We start from the raw sequence: 15,258 nt of genomic DNA, 5'->3' as shown, positions 1-15,258 counted from the left end.
ACCTTACAATAAAAAGCCTTTTCCGCCTTGGAAAAGGCTTTTTATTTATTTTTACATATGTTGACGGTACAATGAAAACTAAGAGACAAAAGTTGGAGGGGTTACAATGTCAGAAGAAATTACGATTTTGGTGGTAGATGACGAAGAAAGAATCCGAAGATTGTTGAAAATGTATTTAGAGCGTGAAGGCTATATTGTAGAAGAAGCTGAAAACGGTGTACAAGCACTGGAAATGGCTTTAGAAAAAGATTACCACTGCATCTTGCTTGATTTGATGATGCCGGAAAAAGACGGCATTGAAGTAAGTACGGAATTGCGCGAGAAAAAAATGACCCCGATTATCATGCTGACGGCAAAAGGGGAAGAGGCTAACCGTGTGGAAGGTTTTGAATCGGGCGCAGATGATTACATAGTCAAACCTTTCAGCCCTCGTGAAGTTGTACTGCGGGTGAAAGCGATTCTGCGCCGATCTTCCGCTTATTCTCCGGTGGCGAATTCGTCTGTCTCGAAAGATCTGGTTGTCTTCCCTCATTTAACGATTGACCATGATGCGCATCGCGTCACGGCGGATAATGTGGAAGTGAATTTGACGCCGAAAGAATATGAATTGCTTTACTTCCTGGCAAAATCACCGGACAAAGTATTTGACCGCGAACATTTGCTGAAAGAAGTTTGGCATTATGATTTCTTCGGTGATTTACGCACAGTGGATACCCATGTAAAACGGTTAAGAGAAAAATTGAACCGGGTCTCTGAATCCGCAGCGAAAATGATTGTAACGGTTTGGGGCGTCGGCTATAAATTCGAGGTAAACAATGAATAGAATATGGAATAGTGTCGTCGGGAAGCTGTGGATCACCATACTGCTTCTCGTTTCATTTGTCCTGTTTATTGTAACCGTTCTATTGCTTGAGTTTTTGGGGAATTACCACAGCGAAGCGGTAGAAGAAACCTTGAACAAAGAAGCGGCCACCATTGCCAGGATTTTTAACGACCATGGTAATTTGAACATCTCGCTTACGATTATAGAAGATATTTTAGGTCCTGAAACAAATGCGGTTATTGCCGAAGTGCCTTTTGAAAGTTCTTATTATATTCACGACGGCAAAAATGGCGATGAAACAAGAGAGAAAATCCTTAACGAACCAGCCTTCCAAAAAGTATTTGAAACGGATGAAACCGTGATGAAAGAAATGCTTTTGCCATCACTGACTGAAGAAAAACGGATGGAATCCTATATCGTATTAGCTAGTCCGCTTCAAACGGGCGATGAGGTCCATGGTACCGTCTTTATTTATCAATCGTTAGAAGTGATGGACCGTACAGCAAGCCGGACGACGAATATTGTTTTTCTTTCCGCTTTTATCGCATTTATTTTAACAACTTTTTTTGCATTCTTTTTATCTTCCAGAATTACATCTCCCCTCCGCAAAATGCGTGAAGGTGCGTTTGAACTTGCGAAAGGGAATTTTGATACAAAAGTCCAAGCCACTTCACGAGATGAAATCGGCCAGTTGGCGACGGCCTTTAACCAGATGGGGCAGCAATTAAAGCATCATCTCGAAGTGATTGGACAAGAGAAAGAACAATTATCAAGTATATTAACCTCAATGGCAGATGCTGTTATCACCTTTAACCAAGACCGTACGATTTTGCTGAGCAATCCGCCTGCTGAAAAATTATTGCAGCATTGGCTTTTTAAAAACGGCCCTGAAAAAGGACAGCCGCTTCCAGCTGAATTGCTTCATATGCTTGAGCATGTACTCGATTTCGAAGAAGAAATTGAAGAGGAATTGGAAATCAAAGGCGCATATTATGGCGTTTCTTTCAGTCCGTTATATAGCGGGGAATCTATTCGCGGAGCGGTAGCCGTCTTGCACAATATGACGGAACAGCATCGCTTGGAAAAACTGAGAGAAGATTTTATCGCCAACGTTTCGCACGAATTGCGTACGCCGATTGCCATGCTGCAAGGCTATAGCGAAGCGATCCTCGACGATGTCGGAGCTTCCGAGGAAGATCGCCGTGAAATGACGAAAATCATTTACGAAGAATCTCAGCGGATGGGCCGTCTGGTTACCGATCTCTTGAATTTGGCCCGGATGGAATCCGGCCATATGCGATTGTATAAAGAGTTGGTTCAATTGAACGGAATTGTGGAACGAATGACGATGAAGTTTTCGCAAGTAGCAAAAGAAAACGGCATCCATTTATCTTTTGAAACGGACATGGACGATTGGGCGGCAGCTGAACTTGATGAAGACCGCATTGAACAAGTCATGACGAATCTGATCGATAATGCGATGCGCCACACTCCTGAAGGCGGAGATGTCGTCGTTAAAGTTGAACAAGAACAGGGCTATGCCAAAATCTCGGTGAATGATACCGGCGTCGGAATCCCGGAAGAAGATCTGCAATATGTCTTTGAACGGTTCTACAAAGCCGATAAGGCCCGTACATTAGGCAAAGGCGGAACCGGCTTAGGTTTAGCGATTGCCAGCAATATCATTGACTCCCATGGAGGCAAGATTTATGCAGAGAGCAAAGTGGGTGAAGGTACTTCTTTCATTTTCTTATTGCCTTTGAAAAAAATGTAACTTTGCTGGACTGAAAAACGACTAATCTAAGAACGGGGGGAGCATATGAATGACTCCGTTTTCCATCGACTTTACGATGAGTACCATCAGGATGTCTTTCAATTTCTAATATACTTAGTGAAAAACCGCCATCTGTCGGAAGATTTGATGCATGAAGTCTATATACGCGTTTTTAAAGCATACGACCGGTTTGAAGGGAAAAGCTCTGAAAAAACGTGGCTTTTTTCGATTGCGAAAAATGTAGCGATTGATCATTTCCGAAAAGCTGCGGTGCGCCAGAAGCATTCGATGGAACATTTCGATTGGGAAACCCAGCAATTGGTTTCCCCGGAGAAAATACCGGAAGAAGTTTCGTTATTGAATGAAGATAAGATTTTACTGTATAAAACTTTGGATTTGTGTACAGGCGATCAGAAAATGGTCATCATTATGCGCTTTTTCCAAGATTTATCGATCGCTGAAACGGCGGAAGTCCTCGGCTGGACCGAAGGCAAAGTAAAGACGACGCAGCACCGTGCAATTAAGTCGCTCCGTGAAAAATTATCCTCTATGGAAGGGGGAGAAGCGCATGCCGAATAAGCAATGGGACGATGACCAGATTGAAAGTATGCTGAAGGAGTTCCCGCAGATTAAAGACGAACGGTCTAAAGAAGAAGTTTATATGCGCTTAAACCAGGTCGCACCTGTGAAGAAAAAACCAAAGCGGTGGCTGCCATTTTTGGTCGCGGCTTTGGCATTTATCACGGTTGGCGTTTTAATCGCTTCCATTATCAGCCAAAATGGCATGAATAGCGCATCTGATTCCAGCGGTTCGGAAAGTTCAAAAGATGAAGCGGTCACATCGGATGCAAACAATGTAAACGAACAGGCTATACCGGAAGCGGAAAGTTCAGAAGGTGCCAGTTCAATCGAAAGTTTTGGTGGAGAAGAAAGCGGAGAAGCTTCCGGAATACAGGCGATATATGAAGATGATTTGAACGGCAACACGCTGTTTACGATCGGATTGAATGAAAATGCATTTGTTATTCCGGTGTCTTTCTTAATTCCAAACGAACAGATTGCTCAGGATTTTTCACAGGCGAGTCCTTCATCCATTGATATGTATAACCGCTATGCGGGCCAATTGGATGAGCAGGCTTTAGGATTTGATGAGTACCATCCTTTGCTTGGCGAGCTTTCTGAAAATGGCAGAGTGGCAGAACACGTGCTGCCGGCCGATCATCAATACGATATGGCCTCGGCAAGCATTGAAGTCTACACAAGAACCCTCCAGGAAACATTTAAAGATATGGATGAAATTCGCGTAATTGATGAGCAAGGGAATCCAGCTGAATTCGATCAGGTAGGAGCTATGGAGCCGATTCTAACAGCACCGGAAAAGCATGCCTACTATTCTTATACAGCTGCTGACGGCAATGTCTATTCTGTACCCGATTATGGAATGGTCTATGAGTCTGCTTCTGATGCGCTAGCTGCACTTGAAAATTCACCGAATGATTTTCTCGAAAGCTCCATTTTGCAGGATGTGGAATATGAAGTTGTAGAAAATGATGAATCGATAACAATCAATTTTTCTGAGCCGCTGGATTTCAGTAGCTTCGATGAGCAGGCCGTTCGGAAAATGATTGAGAATTTTTCGTTGACTGCGAAATCGTTCGAAAAACCGGTTGAATTAGCGGGGATGGCGCAAAACGAATGGCAGGAGTTTAATTTCCAGGAGCCGCTTCCTGTACCGGAAGCGCCCAACGAACTTCAATGGCCGCTAAATTAAAAGAAAAAATAAATAAAAAGGCATAATGTGAAGCATTTCTGTTTACATTATGCCTTTTTTCTACTAATATTAGGACATAACAAAATATCGATTCATCTTCGGGGCAGGGTGCAATTCCCTACCGGCGGTAATTGGACAGCAGTCCTTAAGCCCGCGAGCCGTAAAACGCAGGATTTGGTGAGATTCCAAAGCCGACAGTATAGTCTGGATGGGAGAAGGTGAAGGTGCGGACGTGTATCGTTTACATATAAACGGAACGCTATTTTAAGTGTGCCTTTTCTCCCTTAAGTGAAGTTTGCTTAAGGGGTTTTTTATGTAGCAGCATAGTCCAAGCCTTTCTTCTGGTGAATCACGACAAGGAGAGAGGAATATGAAGAACAAAAAATTACAATCCATGATTGTAATCGGAATGTTGAGCAGTATTTCATTTATTTTGATGCTTTTTAACTTTCCATTACCAGCATTACCCGCATTTTTGAAAGTTGATTTCAGTGATGTGCCGGCTTTGATCGCCGCAATCACAATGGGGCCGGTTGCCGGAATCCTAGTAGCGTTTTTCAAAAACGTACTGGACTGGCTATTTGCAGGAAGCCCGACAGGAGTGCCAGTCGGCCATCTGGCAAACTTTGCGACCAGCATTCTGTTCATTACACCCGTTTATGTGATTTACCGCAGAATTGCTTCTAAAAAAGGAATGATCATCGGGTTAACTGCTGGAACATTGTCCATGGCTATCGGTATGAGCCTCTTGAATTATTTGGTTTTCTTGCCGATGTACACTTACTTCTTAAATATGCCGGCTGAAACAGGCAATGCCCTATTCGGCACAATCGTGCTCGGTATCCTGCCTTTCAATCTGATTAAAGGAATTGCACTTGCTGCTGTTGTCTTATTGATCTTCAATAGCATGTACTCCTGGATTGAGAAACAGCGGCTTTATTACCAATCATAAATTATAGAAAAGCAGTGAAGCCATTGACCGACGCTTGCGAGGTCACTGGCTTCCTGCTTTTTTTACTGCAAAAAAACGCATGCAAGGCAAAAGCCTTACATGCGCGTAGTTATAATCAGTCTTCGTATTTTAATGGATTGCCTTCAAATGGAGCGTCCGCAACTTTAATGGAGTCAGTTGGGCAGCCTTCGAATGCATCTTCCATGTCTTCTTCCAATTCGTCTGGAACTTGCTCAGTCCCCATGTTATCATCTAGAATAACAAACGCAATTCCTTCGTCGTCGTAGTCATAAATGTCAGGTGCAGCAGCTCCGCAAGCGCCGCAAGCGATACATGTATCCTTATCGACAATGGTATACTTAGCCATAATTATTTTCCTCTCCTTTATCTCCGAACAAGTTCAGTTATACTATCGTATTCATTCTAAAGGTGTTTGTGAAGATTTTCAACCAAAAACGCTAGGGGGACCGCTCTTGTTATTTGATGAACTCGTAATTGCCATCATGAAAACCATAAATCTGGAGCGGACATTATCAGCTCCTTACCACATCATTAAAGGGAAAAAGTCAGGCCAAACAATTCAAGATGTCGGTTATTATAAATTGCATCCTTATTTTGGCTTGATGCCAAAGTTGGAGAAAAAGGTCTATGATCAAGCGGTAAAAGGTTTGATCAACAAAAAATACATACGCTTCAATGAAGATGTCATTGATTTGACTGAGCAAGCATTGACCCATCCGCTGCCCACTACCAGCTTGAACGGCTGGAAGTACAGAGGGAATGAGATGATTTTCTTCAATCGCCTGTCTTTGGTGATTCAGACTCTTTCCCATACGAGCCGATCGATCAATAAATTCGATCCGATCGACAATTCTGAGGACATCCAAGGATGGGTTAAAAGGTATTTAAAGGCCATCCATTTCCGTGACTTGGAATCCGTCGCTAAGTTAAAGGCGGAAATTCTCGATAGCCTTCAAACCCTTGAAGTAAGTGATGGCCATAAAAACGCGCTGATGCAGCGTTTAAGCGGTTTCGGATGGAGCGGACTTACATGGGAGCAAATCGCAGATATCCAAGGGATACATGTCTTAGATGCCCGATTAGCCGTGATTGAAAGCTTACATGCTTGGCTGGAAACGATAGATGAAAAGCGGCATCCCTTATTAAATGGAATGAAAGAAAATATTGTCGAATTATCCTCTTTGACAGAATCCACGAGAAGAACGGAAAAGCTATTCAAAGAAGGATACTCACTGGATGAAATCTCTTCAAAGCGGCAGTTGAAAATCAGTACCATTGAGGATCATTTTGTTGAACTTGCCATGAACGATCCGCTATTTGATTACTCGGCGTTTTTAAGCCCGGAATTGTATAGGGAAATTACGGATATCAGCAAAGCTGAACAGACAAAAAGATTACGGAATATAAAAGACAAAGTTCCAGCTGCCAGTTATTTTCAAATTCGCCTAGCTTTAGCTATAAAGGAGGAAGTGAAATGAAACTGGAAGAATTGCTCCATCAGACATACGGTTTCACATCTTTTCGGCCTGGCCAAAAAGAAATCATCGAACAAGTGGTGGCAGGAAATGATGTGATCGCTTTACTGCCTACTGGAATGGGCAAATCAATGTGCTACCAATTGCCGGCCTATCTGTTGCCTGGAAGTGTTCTGATTGTGTCGCCGCTCTTGTCGCTAATGCAAGACCAAGTCGCCCAATTGAAAAAAATGGGTGAAAAATCAGTGGTCGCCCTCAATTCATTTTTAAAGCGGGAAGACAAAGAAAAAATTTGGCAATCGCTGAACCAATACCGCTTTATTTTTATTTCGCCTGAGATGCTTGTTCAGCCTTTCGTCAAAAGACAATTGGAGCAGCTTAACATTTCCTTGCTAGTGGCGGATGAGGCGCATTGCATCTCTCAATGGGGCTTTGATTTCCGTCCCGATTATCTGCGGATTTCTGAAATTTTGCCTGTGCTGGGCAATCCGCAGGTGCTGGCATTAACCGCCACAGCGACTGCCAAGGTCACTCATGAAATAAAAACCTATTTAAAAATTGACGAACCGTTTGTCTATACCCACCCGATGGATCGGATAAATATCGCGTATGACATCAAGCGTTTTGAAAATACGGGAGAAAAGCTTCAATGGCTTCAGGATTTTGTGCAGAAATTTGAAGGGCCCGGAATCATTTATGCAGGAACACGCAAAAAATCGCAGGAACTCGCAGCGCTCTTAAATGGATCCGGGATTTCAGCAGCCTACTATCACGGAGGCATGGAACACCAGGACCGGATATTCGTCCAGCAGCAATTTCAAAACAAAGAATTGGAATGGGTTTGTTCGACAAATGCATTCGGAATGGGTGTCCACATTCCGGATATTCGACACGTAATCCATTATCAATTGCCGACATCGATCGAAGGCTATGTACAGGAAGTCGGGAGGGCAGGACGCGACGGCAAACAGGCACTTGCAACTTTATTGCTGGCGCCTGGCGACGAAGGGCTAATGGAAAGCATCGTGCTAGAAGATCTTCCGACAAGAAACGAAATATACGAGGTCCATCAGTCGAACGATCCCAAAAGCCTAGTAAGCGATGGGATTGTACGTGAAACGGCTTACCGCGTCATTGACTATTGGTTAAAACAATTATCGCTTGAAGAGACATACAAGCAAATAGAGATGCTTCAACAAGAAAAAGTGAAACAAGCTGGAAAAATAAAAATGCTTGTAACCATTACATCTTGTATTCGTCAATATCTGATAGAGAGCTTTGATCAGGAAATGACTCAAAAACCGGAAAGCTGCTGCGTGAATGACCACATCGATTACGAAGCTTTTGAGCTGCGCAATGAAACGGTTAAAAAGAGGGATCCGTTAAGTTGGCAAAATCGGCTAAATGCACTATTGCCTTTATGACAAACTATGGAAGCCTCATTTACAAACTGGATATTTTTCGGCATAATAAAGATATTAGTTAAGATAGGGGTAGTCTACTATGGGAAAACAGAATTATCGTGAATCAGTTGAAAAAGACCGACAGGAAATTGCCGTAGAACGAGGCTCCGCTCCTTCAAGAAGAGCGCAGCGGAATGCAGTCAAAGAAAAACCGAAGAAAACCAAGAATATGTTATTGCCGGCTTTATTTTTCATCTTCATTTTAATCCCTGTTACCATCCTGTTTTATGTGGCCTTCTTATTTGAACCCGATGATACATTGCCGACGGATGAAACTGCGAACGAAGTAAGTGTTGAATCAGGATCGGCTTCGCCGGATACTGCTGCGATTCCTGGTGAAGATGAAGAACAGGATGAAACTTCGGCTGCTGACGAGCAGGCAGAAAAAGAAGCAGCGGCGAAAGCAAAGGCTGAAAAAGAAGCGGCAGCGAAAGCGCAAGCGGAGAAAGAAGCAGCGGCGAAAGCGCAGGCTGAAAAAGAAGCGGCGGCGAAAGCCCAAGCGGAAAAAGAGGCAGCGGCGAAAGCGCAAGCAGAAAAAGAAGCGGCAGCAAGAGTGCAGGCTGAAAAAGAGGCTGCAGCAAGAGCGCAAGCTGAAGCAGCTGCAAAAGCCCAGGCAGAAAAAGAAGCAGCTCAAAAGCCAACGCCGCCAGCATCTTCTAAATCCCATACCGTTCAAGCAGGCGAAACTTTATACCGCATAGCTGTAAATACTTACGGAGCAGCCGGAGCCAGCGCGGGAGTAGAGAAAATTAAGCAGGCAAATGGATTGCCTTCGAACGAGATCAGTGTTGGCCAAACTTTAGTCTTGCCATAAAAAAAGGAATTCTAGCGGTACACGTCGAAATACAGTCAAAGAGAGAAAAGAATCTAAAGTAGAGGTGAACTGCATGTTTGTGAAAAGCGTAATGGTCAAAAGAGAGAAATGTATTACAGTGACAATGGATGATTCCATTGAAAAAGGAATGGATTTGCTCGAAAAGCATACAATAGATGCACTTCCGGTCATAGATGGAGTAGAATATAAGGGAATCTTTACGTGGTACCATGCTTACCGTGCATTTTTCCACTCAGGGAAGACGAAGGAAGAATTTATTAAAACAGCTAAAGTCAGCGACGTTGTCGTTAATCAGGACGTTTATTTAGGAATAGATGATGTCTACGAAAAAGCGATCCTTGAATTGAATGATTTTCCGATTATTGCGGTAGTCGAAAAATCAGAATTTCTAGGAATCGTTACACGTTTTGATATTATGAACCAATTGCAAAGTGCATTCGGCATGAACAAAGAAGGCGTCCGCATCACTTTCACGTCTGTTGAGTCAGAAGGCCGAATTGGCCGTCTCGGCGAAATCATTGAAAAACACAAAGAGTCGGTTATTTCATTAGTGACATTTGATGAAACGGACAAATTGGTCCGCCGGATCGTTTTAAAAGTACGCAAAAAAGACAATGTCGATAAATTTAGAAAAGAGTTGGAGAAATCCGGATTCCGGGTACTCGATGTTTCAGAAGATTGATCTTATAAAATAATAGTTAAAGAGGCGGAAGCAGAGCTTTGCTTGTGCCTCTTTATTGATTAGAAAGGATTCTTTAAGTGAAACTGATTTTGAAATTCGGGTTGGCGGCTATGGGGCTGCTTCTTTTTATGTTCAGGAACGCCCATGTCCATACCTTAAAGCGACAAACTCTTTACCTGAAAGCAAAACAGCCGTTCAAACCGTTTGAAATGGTTTTTATTTCAGATATTCATCATCGGGTCCTTTCTGAAAAGATGATTGATTTTCCTGTCGATCTTATTGTCATCGGTGGCGATATCGCTGAAAAAGGAGTACCTTTAAAAAAAGTGGAACATAATCTAAAGGTTTTAAGCTCTCTTGCACCGGTATATTTCATATGGGGCAATAATGACCGGGAAGTCGATGAAACAGAGTTGAGAAGCTTATTCGAGCGTTATCATGTGCGGTTGCTGGAAAATGAAGCGGTCCCGCTTTTTGGAAATAGCCGACTTAAATTAGTGGGCTTGGACTATTTCGCTTTTAGGGAAAACCCATTGGATTCAAGCTTTGAGAATGTGGATCCTGATGACACGGTCATTTTTGTTTCGCACACGCCTTTCATTTTTCCGCGGGTGAAGGCGGATTATCCAGTAGACTTCATGCTAGCCGGCCATACACATGGCGGTCAGATCCGGCTCGGGAAGTGGGGACTCTATAAAAAAGGCAGCCTTACAGAAGAAGACGGGGTTTACCGGCTTGTCAGCAATGGCTATGGTACGACCCATCTGCCGCTGCGTTTAGGGGCGGAAGCTGAATATCATTTATTGACCATTAAACCAAAAGAAAGCACCAAATTGATTTAAATTCGGGAGATGTTAGATGTGGAAACGAAAGATGTTGTAATTATTGGTGGAGGTCCTTGCGGGCTCGCTGCAGCTATTGCGATACAAAAAATCGGATTGCAGCCGGTGGTCATTGAAAAGGGCAATATTGTCAATGCCATTTATCATTATCCGACCCATCAGACTTTTTTTAGTTCCAGCGAAAAACTTTCAATCGGCGATATTCCGTTTATCACGGAGGACCGAAAAGCGAAGCGCAACCAGGCACTGGTCTATTACCGGGAAGTTGTAAAACGAAGTGGCATTGATGTCCGCCCCTTTGAGAAAGTGCTGGGCGTTACTAAAGATGGGCTCTTTAAAGTGGAAACCACGAAAGGTGTTTACGAAGCGAAATATGTCATTGCCGCTACAGGCTATTATGACCAGCCGAACCAACTGGACGTAGAAGGGGCAGCGTTGCCGAAAGTCATGCATTATTTCAAAGAAGGCCATCCGTATTTTGACCAAAACGTGCTGGTGATCGGGGGCAAAAACTCTGCCGTTGACGCGGCGCTTGAACTGCACAAAGCGGGCAGCCACGTTACGGTGTCTTATCACGGGACCAGTTACTCGAAAAGCATCAAGCCTTGGATCTTGCCTGAATTCGATAGTTTAGTACGCAAAGGCGAAATTACGATGCTATTTGATTCGATTGTGGACCGAATCTCAGAAACGGAAGTCGAGCTTACAGTAAACGACCAAAAAGAAGTGATTCCAAACGACTTCGTTTTTGCGATGATCGGCTATCATCCGGATCATGAATTTTTGACGAAACTCGGCATTACAATTGACGGGGCAACGGGCCGCCCGGAAATCAACGAAGAAACATTTGAAACCGGTGTGGCAGATCTCTATATCGCAGGTGTCATTGCAGCTGGCAATAATGCCAATGAAATCTTTATTGAAAACGGGCGATTCCACGGCGATCAGATTGCCGAGTCCATTGCGAGAAAAGAAAACCTCATTTAAAACTTTCTTTGCTACTTAAATTTGGGATGAGCTTTAAGGTTCTGGAATTTTCCAGAACCTTTTTCTATTTATTTCACGAAGAAAGCCTTTTTTGGCATCTGGAATAGTGTAAAATATAGGGGGGAAAGGGTGTATATACGATGAATAAAAAAGTTTCTTTGATCACTACAGGGGGAACAATCGCAAGTAAGGAAATTTCGAAAGGCTTGTTGAAGTCCGGCGCAATATCCGGTAGAGAACTAGCGGCATTATGCCAGTTGCCGGAAGAAATTGAAGTGAATGTAATCGATATTTTTCAATTGCCGAGCATGCATATCGGCTTTGAGGAAATGGAAATAATTAAACAAGCGATCGATAAAGAACTGCAAGATGAAAATGTGGATGGGGTAGTTGTCACGCACGGTACAGATACATTAGAAGAGACCTCTTACTTCTTGGATTTGACAGTGGACGATGAACGTTCGGTCGTTGTAACGGGTTCGCAGCGTTCACCGGATGACGTCGGAACAGATGTCTATTCGAATCTGCGGAATTCCATTTACGTGTCAGTCGATGAAACTTTGCGCGGCGTCGGAACAGTGGTCGTCTTTAATGAACGGATCTATTCAGCAAAATATGTTAAAAAAGTCCATTCGAGCAACCTTCAAGGATTCGACTCTTTCGGACACGGCTATTTAGGGATAATTGACAATGATGTTGTGAGTGTTTATCAAAAGCCGATTTCACGCGAAGTCCATTCCTTAAACGGAGTTCTTCCGAAGGTGGATATTGTAAAATGCTATTCCGGACAAGACGGCCGTCTGGTTGATTTATTGGTAGAAAGCGGTTCTGAGGGGATTATTCTGGAAGCGGCAGGCAGAGGACAAGTATCGCCGCATATGGTTGATGCGATAGAACGTGCTGTGAAAAAAGGCGTAACAGTAGTATTAACAACGAGTGCCGAAGAAGGAAATGCTTATCCGAGTTATGGCTATCCGGGCAGTGCACATGACTTGCTGCTGAAAGGCGTTCTTTTGGGAAGTGATTACGACAGTAAAAAAGCAAGAATTAAATTAGCGGTAATGCTGTCTGAGAAGAAAGAAATAGATATCAATAGCTTTACTTATTGAATTTCAATTAGGGCAGATTCGGCTAAAATTTTCCAGTGAATCGTGTTATACTAAAGAGACTCTAAGCAAAGGAGCAGGCGTATGATTATTTTACTGACAGTTGCAATTGCTCCCAGTTTAGCTTTGTTTAGTTATTTTTACCTTCGCGATCAATTTTCGAGTGAGCCTTCAAGGCTCTTGCTGAATTGCTTTATTTACGGGGCGGTCTTAACTTTTCCAATCATGTTTATCCAATACGTTTTCCAGACTGAAGGCGTTTTTAACCATTTGTTTGCTCAAAATGTTCTTTTTGCAAGTACTGTAGAAGAGTTTTTTAAATGGCTGGTATTGATTATCGCAGTTTATCGGCATATTGATTTTGAAGACCCCTATGACGGAATTCTTTACGGGGCAAGTGTGTCTCTTGGGTTCGCGACGGTTGAAAATGTGCTCTACCTATTGGAATTCGGACTACAGACAGCTTTTATCCGGGCTTTCCTTCCGGTTTCAAGCCATGCACTATTTGGAGTAGTAATGGGTTATTATTTAGGAAGAGCAAAATTTACAAATTCTAATGATGGCCGCAAATGGCTTTTCTGGAGTTTATTGGCTTCCTTGGTGCTCCACATTCTTTATAATTCGATCTTGTATTCGAATACAAGTTGGTCGTATGGAGTCATTCCGTTCATGCTGTTCCTTTGGTGGTTCGGCCTTCGGAAAGTCAAGCAAGCGCATCAACTGTCTTTGACGCATTATCACGACCATACTTCGCTGCATCCTTAAATTCGGATGCGGCGATTTTTTTATTTTCTTTGGAAGGTTATGTGGCTGAGATAAACGCTAGCGCTTTTCTTGTCTAGCTCCAGCGCCCAGATTCTCTAGGTCATAAGCCAATCCCTCTGTGCGGCTGAAGAGACGCCCCTTCGAGCGATTGACTTATGCTCGTCGAATCTACACGGGCACTTGCGCTTTTCTTGTCTAGCTCCAGCGCCCAGATTCTCTAGGTCATAAGCCAATCCCTCTGTGCGGCTGAAGAGACGCCGCTTCGAGCGATTGTCTTATGCTCGTCGAATCTACACGGGCACTTGCGCTTTTCATCTGTCTAGACTCAGGCGGCCTAGCCCCTCGAGACGCTTCGGACTTTCAGTTAATGGCAAAAAGCGCCATTTCCTGAAAGTCCTCCAGCGCTTGTCGGTGCTGGATAGGCGCCTTCGCTTTTCTATGTTAAAATAAATCGAATACATATGATGAGGTGACTGTTTTGGCTAAACCGATACAAATTGCGATCGACGGACCTGCGGCGGCAGGAAAAAGTACGATTGCTAAAATTGTGGCAGAGAAATTAGGTTATATATATATTGATACGGGAGCGATGTACCGTGCGATTACGCTGAAAGCGATCAATCAAGGGATTGATCTTTCGAGCAATGAAGAGGCGGGGGCTTTGCTTTTAGAAACGGCAATTGATCTTCAGCCTTCAACGAACGGACAGCTAGTATTTTTAGATCGAAAAAATGTGACGGAAGAAATCCGGACACAAGTTGTGACACAAGCCGTATCGCAGATGTCTGCACACGGGCTTGTACGTGAGCGCATGGTTGAGTTGCAACAGCAATTGGCTGAAGGGCGCGGTGTCGTAATGGACGGCCGTGATATCGGCACACACGTGCTGCCAAATGCTCCGCTGAAAATCTTCATGTCAGCAAGTGTAGAAGAACGTGCAGCGAGAAGATTCAAGGAAAACAAAACGCGCGGAATCGAAACGCCGCTTCATGAGCTTCAGGCTGAAATTGCCAAACGCGATAAAATGGACAGCGAACGTGAAGTGGCGCCTTTGAAAAAAGCGGAAGATGCTATTTTCTTGGATACTACCACGTTAACGATACAAGAAGCGGCTTCAGAAATATTGAAACTGGCAGAAGAAAGGTTGAGTTAAAGTGAACTTATATGCATTTGGTAAAGCATTGGTTAAAACAGCATTAACTCCTCTGTACCGATTTGAAGTGATCGGTGCTGAAAAATTCCCTAAAGAAGGTGGAATCCTGCTTTGCTCGAATCATATTCATGCACTGGATCCGCCGGTCGTTGGCATGACAGCTCCACGAACTGTCCATTTCATGGCTAAGGAAGAATTATTTAAGCTGCCGGTGCTCGGCGGCATTTTGCCGAAAGTAAATGCTTTTCCTGTGAAGCGCGGAATGAGCGACCGGGAAGCGATGCGGACAGCATTAAAAGTGCTGAAAAGCGGAGAAGTGGTCGGCCTTTTTCCGGAAGGCACCCGGTCAACTGACGGAGTTTTGAAAAAAGGCTTGAGCGGCGGTTTCTTTGCCTTGAGAGGCGAGGCGGACGTGATGCCGTGTGCGATTATCGGCCCCTATAAAACGTTTAGAAAAGTGAAAGTGGTCTACGGTGATCCGATTCAAATGGCTCCATTTCGGGAGAGAAAAGCTTCTGCTGATGAAGTGACCGAAGTGATTATGGCAAGCATCCAAGATATTCTGAATGAATACAGTAAAAATAAGTGATTATTTTTGTTTTTATTAGA

The 15,258-nt window shown here is 43.6% G+C and carries 16 protein-coding genes, 1 pseudogene and 1 riboswitch; of the genes and pseudogenes, 15 read left to right on the top strand and 2 right to left on the bottom strand.

Annotation, left to right across the window (positions count from 1 at the left end; translation table 11 throughout):
* Window positions 1-106 precede the first annotated feature (106 nt).
* The 5 genes from L0M13_RS10605 to L0M13_RS10585 all read left to right on the top strand — a co-directional run bounded on the left by L0M13_RS10605 (window position 107) and on the right by L0M13_RS10585 (window position 5,320).
* Window positions 107-823: a response regulator transcription factor gene (locus L0M13_RS10605; RefSeq protein WP_235196489.1), complete on the top strand. Its 717-nt coding sequence runs from the start codon at window positions 107-109 to the stop codon at window positions 821-823.
* Window positions 816-2,597, top strand: coding sequence for an ATP-binding protein (locus L0M13_RS10600; RefSeq protein ID WP_235196487.1), 1,782 nt, complete (start codon window positions 816-818; stop codon window positions 2,595-2,597). Before L0M13_RS10605 ends, L0M13_RS10600 begins: the two co-directional genes overlap by 8 nt.
* Before the next feature lie 45 nt (window positions 2,598-2,642).
* A complete protein-coding gene (gene sigX / locus L0M13_RS10595) occupies window positions 2,643-3,176 on the top strand; it encodes an RNA polymerase sigma factor SigX (RefSeq protein WP_235196486.1) in 534 nt (177 codons plus the stop codon).
* A complete protein-coding gene (locus tag L0M13_RS10590; RefSeq protein ID WP_235196485.1) occupies window positions 3,166-4,368 on the top strand; it encodes a hypothetical protein in 1,203 nt (400 codons plus the stop codon). Before sigX ends, L0M13_RS10590 begins: the two co-directional genes overlap by 11 nt.
* A 90-nt stretch (window positions 4,369-4,458) precedes the next feature.
* Window positions 4,459-4,592, top strand: a riboswitch (FMN riboswitch).
* 146 nt (window positions 4,593-4,738) lie between these two features.
* On the top strand, window positions 4,739-5,320 hold the full coding sequence (locus L0M13_RS10585) for an ECF transporter S component (RefSeq protein ID WP_235196484.1): 582 nt from the start codon (window positions 4,739-4,741) through the stop codon (window positions 5,318-5,320).
* 115 nt (window positions 5,321-5,435) lie between these two features.
* Here L0M13_RS10585 and L0M13_RS10580 read toward each other — a convergent pair whose 3' ends face one another.
* Entirely contained in the window at window positions 5,436-5,687 is a 252-nt protein-coding gene (locus L0M13_RS10580) for a ferredoxin (protein ID WP_052654464.1), read from the bottom strand.
* A 106-nt stretch (window positions 5,688-5,793) separates the two neighbouring features.
* On the opposite strand from L0M13_RS10580, the gene L0M13_RS10575 reads away from it, so the two are divergent.
* Window positions 5,794-6,819 (top strand): YpbB family protein, encoded by a 1,026-nt coding sequence (locus L0M13_RS10575; RefSeq protein ID WP_235196483.1) that lies wholly within the window; start codon window positions 5,794-5,796, stop codon window positions 6,817-6,819.
* Complete coding sequence (locus L0M13_RS10570; RefSeq protein WP_235196481.1) at window positions 6,816-8,240, top strand: RecQ family ATP-dependent DNA helicase; 1,425 nt, start codon at window positions 6,816-6,818, stop codon at window positions 8,238-8,240. The genes L0M13_RS10575 and L0M13_RS10570 overlap by 4 nt, the downstream gene beginning before the upstream one ends.
* 264 nt (window positions 8,241-8,504) lie before the next feature.
* Here L0M13_RS10570 and L0M13_RS18730 read toward each other — a convergent pair.
* Window positions 8,505-8,813, bottom strand: a pseudogene (locus tag L0M13_RS18730) (hypothetical protein); the annotation flags it as partial.
* 19 nt (window positions 8,814-8,832) lie between these two features.
* On the opposite strand from L0M13_RS18730, the gene L0M13_RS18725 reads away from it, so the two are divergent.
* From L0M13_RS18725 to L0M13_RS10530, 8 genes are all read left to right on the top strand, one after another.
* On the top strand, window positions 8,833-9,093 hold the full coding sequence (locus L0M13_RS18725) for a LysM peptidoglycan-binding domain-containing protein (protein ID WP_397443538.1): 261 nt from the start codon (window positions 8,833-8,835) through the stop codon (window positions 9,091-9,093).
* A 73-nt stretch (window positions 9,094-9,166) separates the two neighbouring features.
* The gene (locus L0M13_RS10560; protein WP_235196478.1) at window positions 9,167-9,796 is read left to right on the top strand and encodes a CBS domain-containing protein; all 630 of its coding nucleotides are present in this window, start codon (window positions 9,167-9,169) and stop codon (window positions 9,794-9,796) included.
* Between the two features lie 77 nt (window positions 9,797-9,873).
* Window positions 9,874-10,638, top strand: a complete 765-nt coding sequence (locus tag L0M13_RS10555; protein ID WP_235196476.1) for a metallophosphoesterase — start codon at window positions 9,874-9,876, stop codon at window positions 10,636-10,638.
* 18 nt (window positions 10,639-10,656) lie between these two features.
* Window positions 10,657-11,625, top strand: a complete 969-nt coding sequence (locus tag L0M13_RS10550) for a YpdA family putative bacillithiol disulfide reductase (protein WP_235196474.1) — start codon at window positions 10,657-10,659, stop codon at window positions 11,623-11,625.
* A gap of 140 nt (window positions 11,626-11,765) precedes the next feature.
* Window positions 11,766-12,734, top strand: coding sequence for an asparaginase (locus L0M13_RS10545; RefSeq protein WP_235196471.1), 969 nt, complete (start codon window positions 11,766-11,768; stop codon window positions 12,732-12,734).
* A gap of 81 nt (window positions 12,735-12,815) precedes the next feature.
* Window positions 12,816-13,496: a glutamic-type intramembrane protease PrsW gene (gene prsW, locus L0M13_RS10540; protein ID WP_235196470.1), complete on the top strand. Its 681-nt coding sequence runs from the start codon at window positions 12,816-12,818 to the stop codon at window positions 13,494-13,496.
* A 478-nt stretch (window positions 13,497-13,974) separates the two neighbouring features.
* Window positions 13,975-14,649, top strand: coding sequence for a (d)CMP kinase (gene cmk, locus L0M13_RS10535; protein ID WP_235196468.1), 675 nt, complete (start codon window positions 13,975-13,977; stop codon window positions 14,647-14,649).
* A 1-nt stretch (window position 14,650) separates the two neighbouring features.
* Window positions 14,651-15,238: a lysophospholipid acyltransferase family protein gene (locus L0M13_RS10530; protein WP_235196466.1), complete on the top strand. Its 588-nt coding sequence runs from the start codon at window positions 14,651-14,653 to the stop codon at window positions 15,236-15,238.
* The last annotated feature ends 20 nt before the right edge of the window (window positions 15,239-15,258 follow it).

Source organism: Planococcus sp. 107-1, assembly GCF_021513255.1.
Taxonomy (GTDB): domain Bacteria; phylum Bacillota; class Bacilli; order Bacillales_A; family Planococcaceae; genus Planococcus.
This window is presented reverse-complemented; position numbering and strand designations above follow the sequence as displayed.

Bases quoted from the DNA above. Each gene is read 5' to 3' on its own strand.
- L0M13_RS10545 (WP_235196471.1), top strand. From the start codon at position 11,766: ATGAATAAAAAAGTTTCTTTGATCACTACAGGGGGAACAATCGCAAGT.
- L0M13_RS10600 (WP_235196487.1), top strand. From the start codon at position 816: ATGAATAGAATATGGAATAGTGTCGTCGGGAAGCTGTGGATCACCATA.
- L0M13_RS10560 (WP_235196478.1), top strand. From the start codon at position 9,167: ATGTTTGTGAAAAGCGTAATGGTCAAAAGAGAGAAATGTATTACAGTG.
- L0M13_RS10570 (WP_235196481.1), top strand. From the start codon at position 6,816: ATGAAACTGGAAGAATTGCTCCATCAGACATACGGTTTCACATCTTTT.
- L0M13_RS10590 (WP_235196485.1), top strand. From the start codon at position 3,166: ATGCCGAATAAGCAATGGGACGATGACCAGATTGAAAGTATGCTGAAG.
- L0M13_RS10585 (WP_235196484.1), top strand. From the start codon at position 4,739: ATGAAGAACAAAAAATTACAATCCATGATTGTAATCGGAATGTTGAGC.
- L0M13_RS10580 (WP_052654464.1), bottom strand. From the start codon at position 5,687: ATGGCTAAGTATACCATTGTCGATAAGGATACATGTATCGCTTGCGGC.
- sigX (WP_235196486.1), top strand. From the start codon at position 2,643: ATGAATGACTCCGTTTTCCATCGACTTTACGATGAGTACCATCAGGAT.
- L0M13_RS10605 (WP_235196489.1), top strand. From the start codon at position 107: ATGTCAGAAGAAATTACGATTTTGGTGGTAGATGACGAAGAAAGAATC.
- prsW (WP_235196470.1), top strand. From the start codon at position 12,816: ATGATTATTTTACTGACAGTTGCAATTGCTCCCAGTTTAGCTTTGTTT.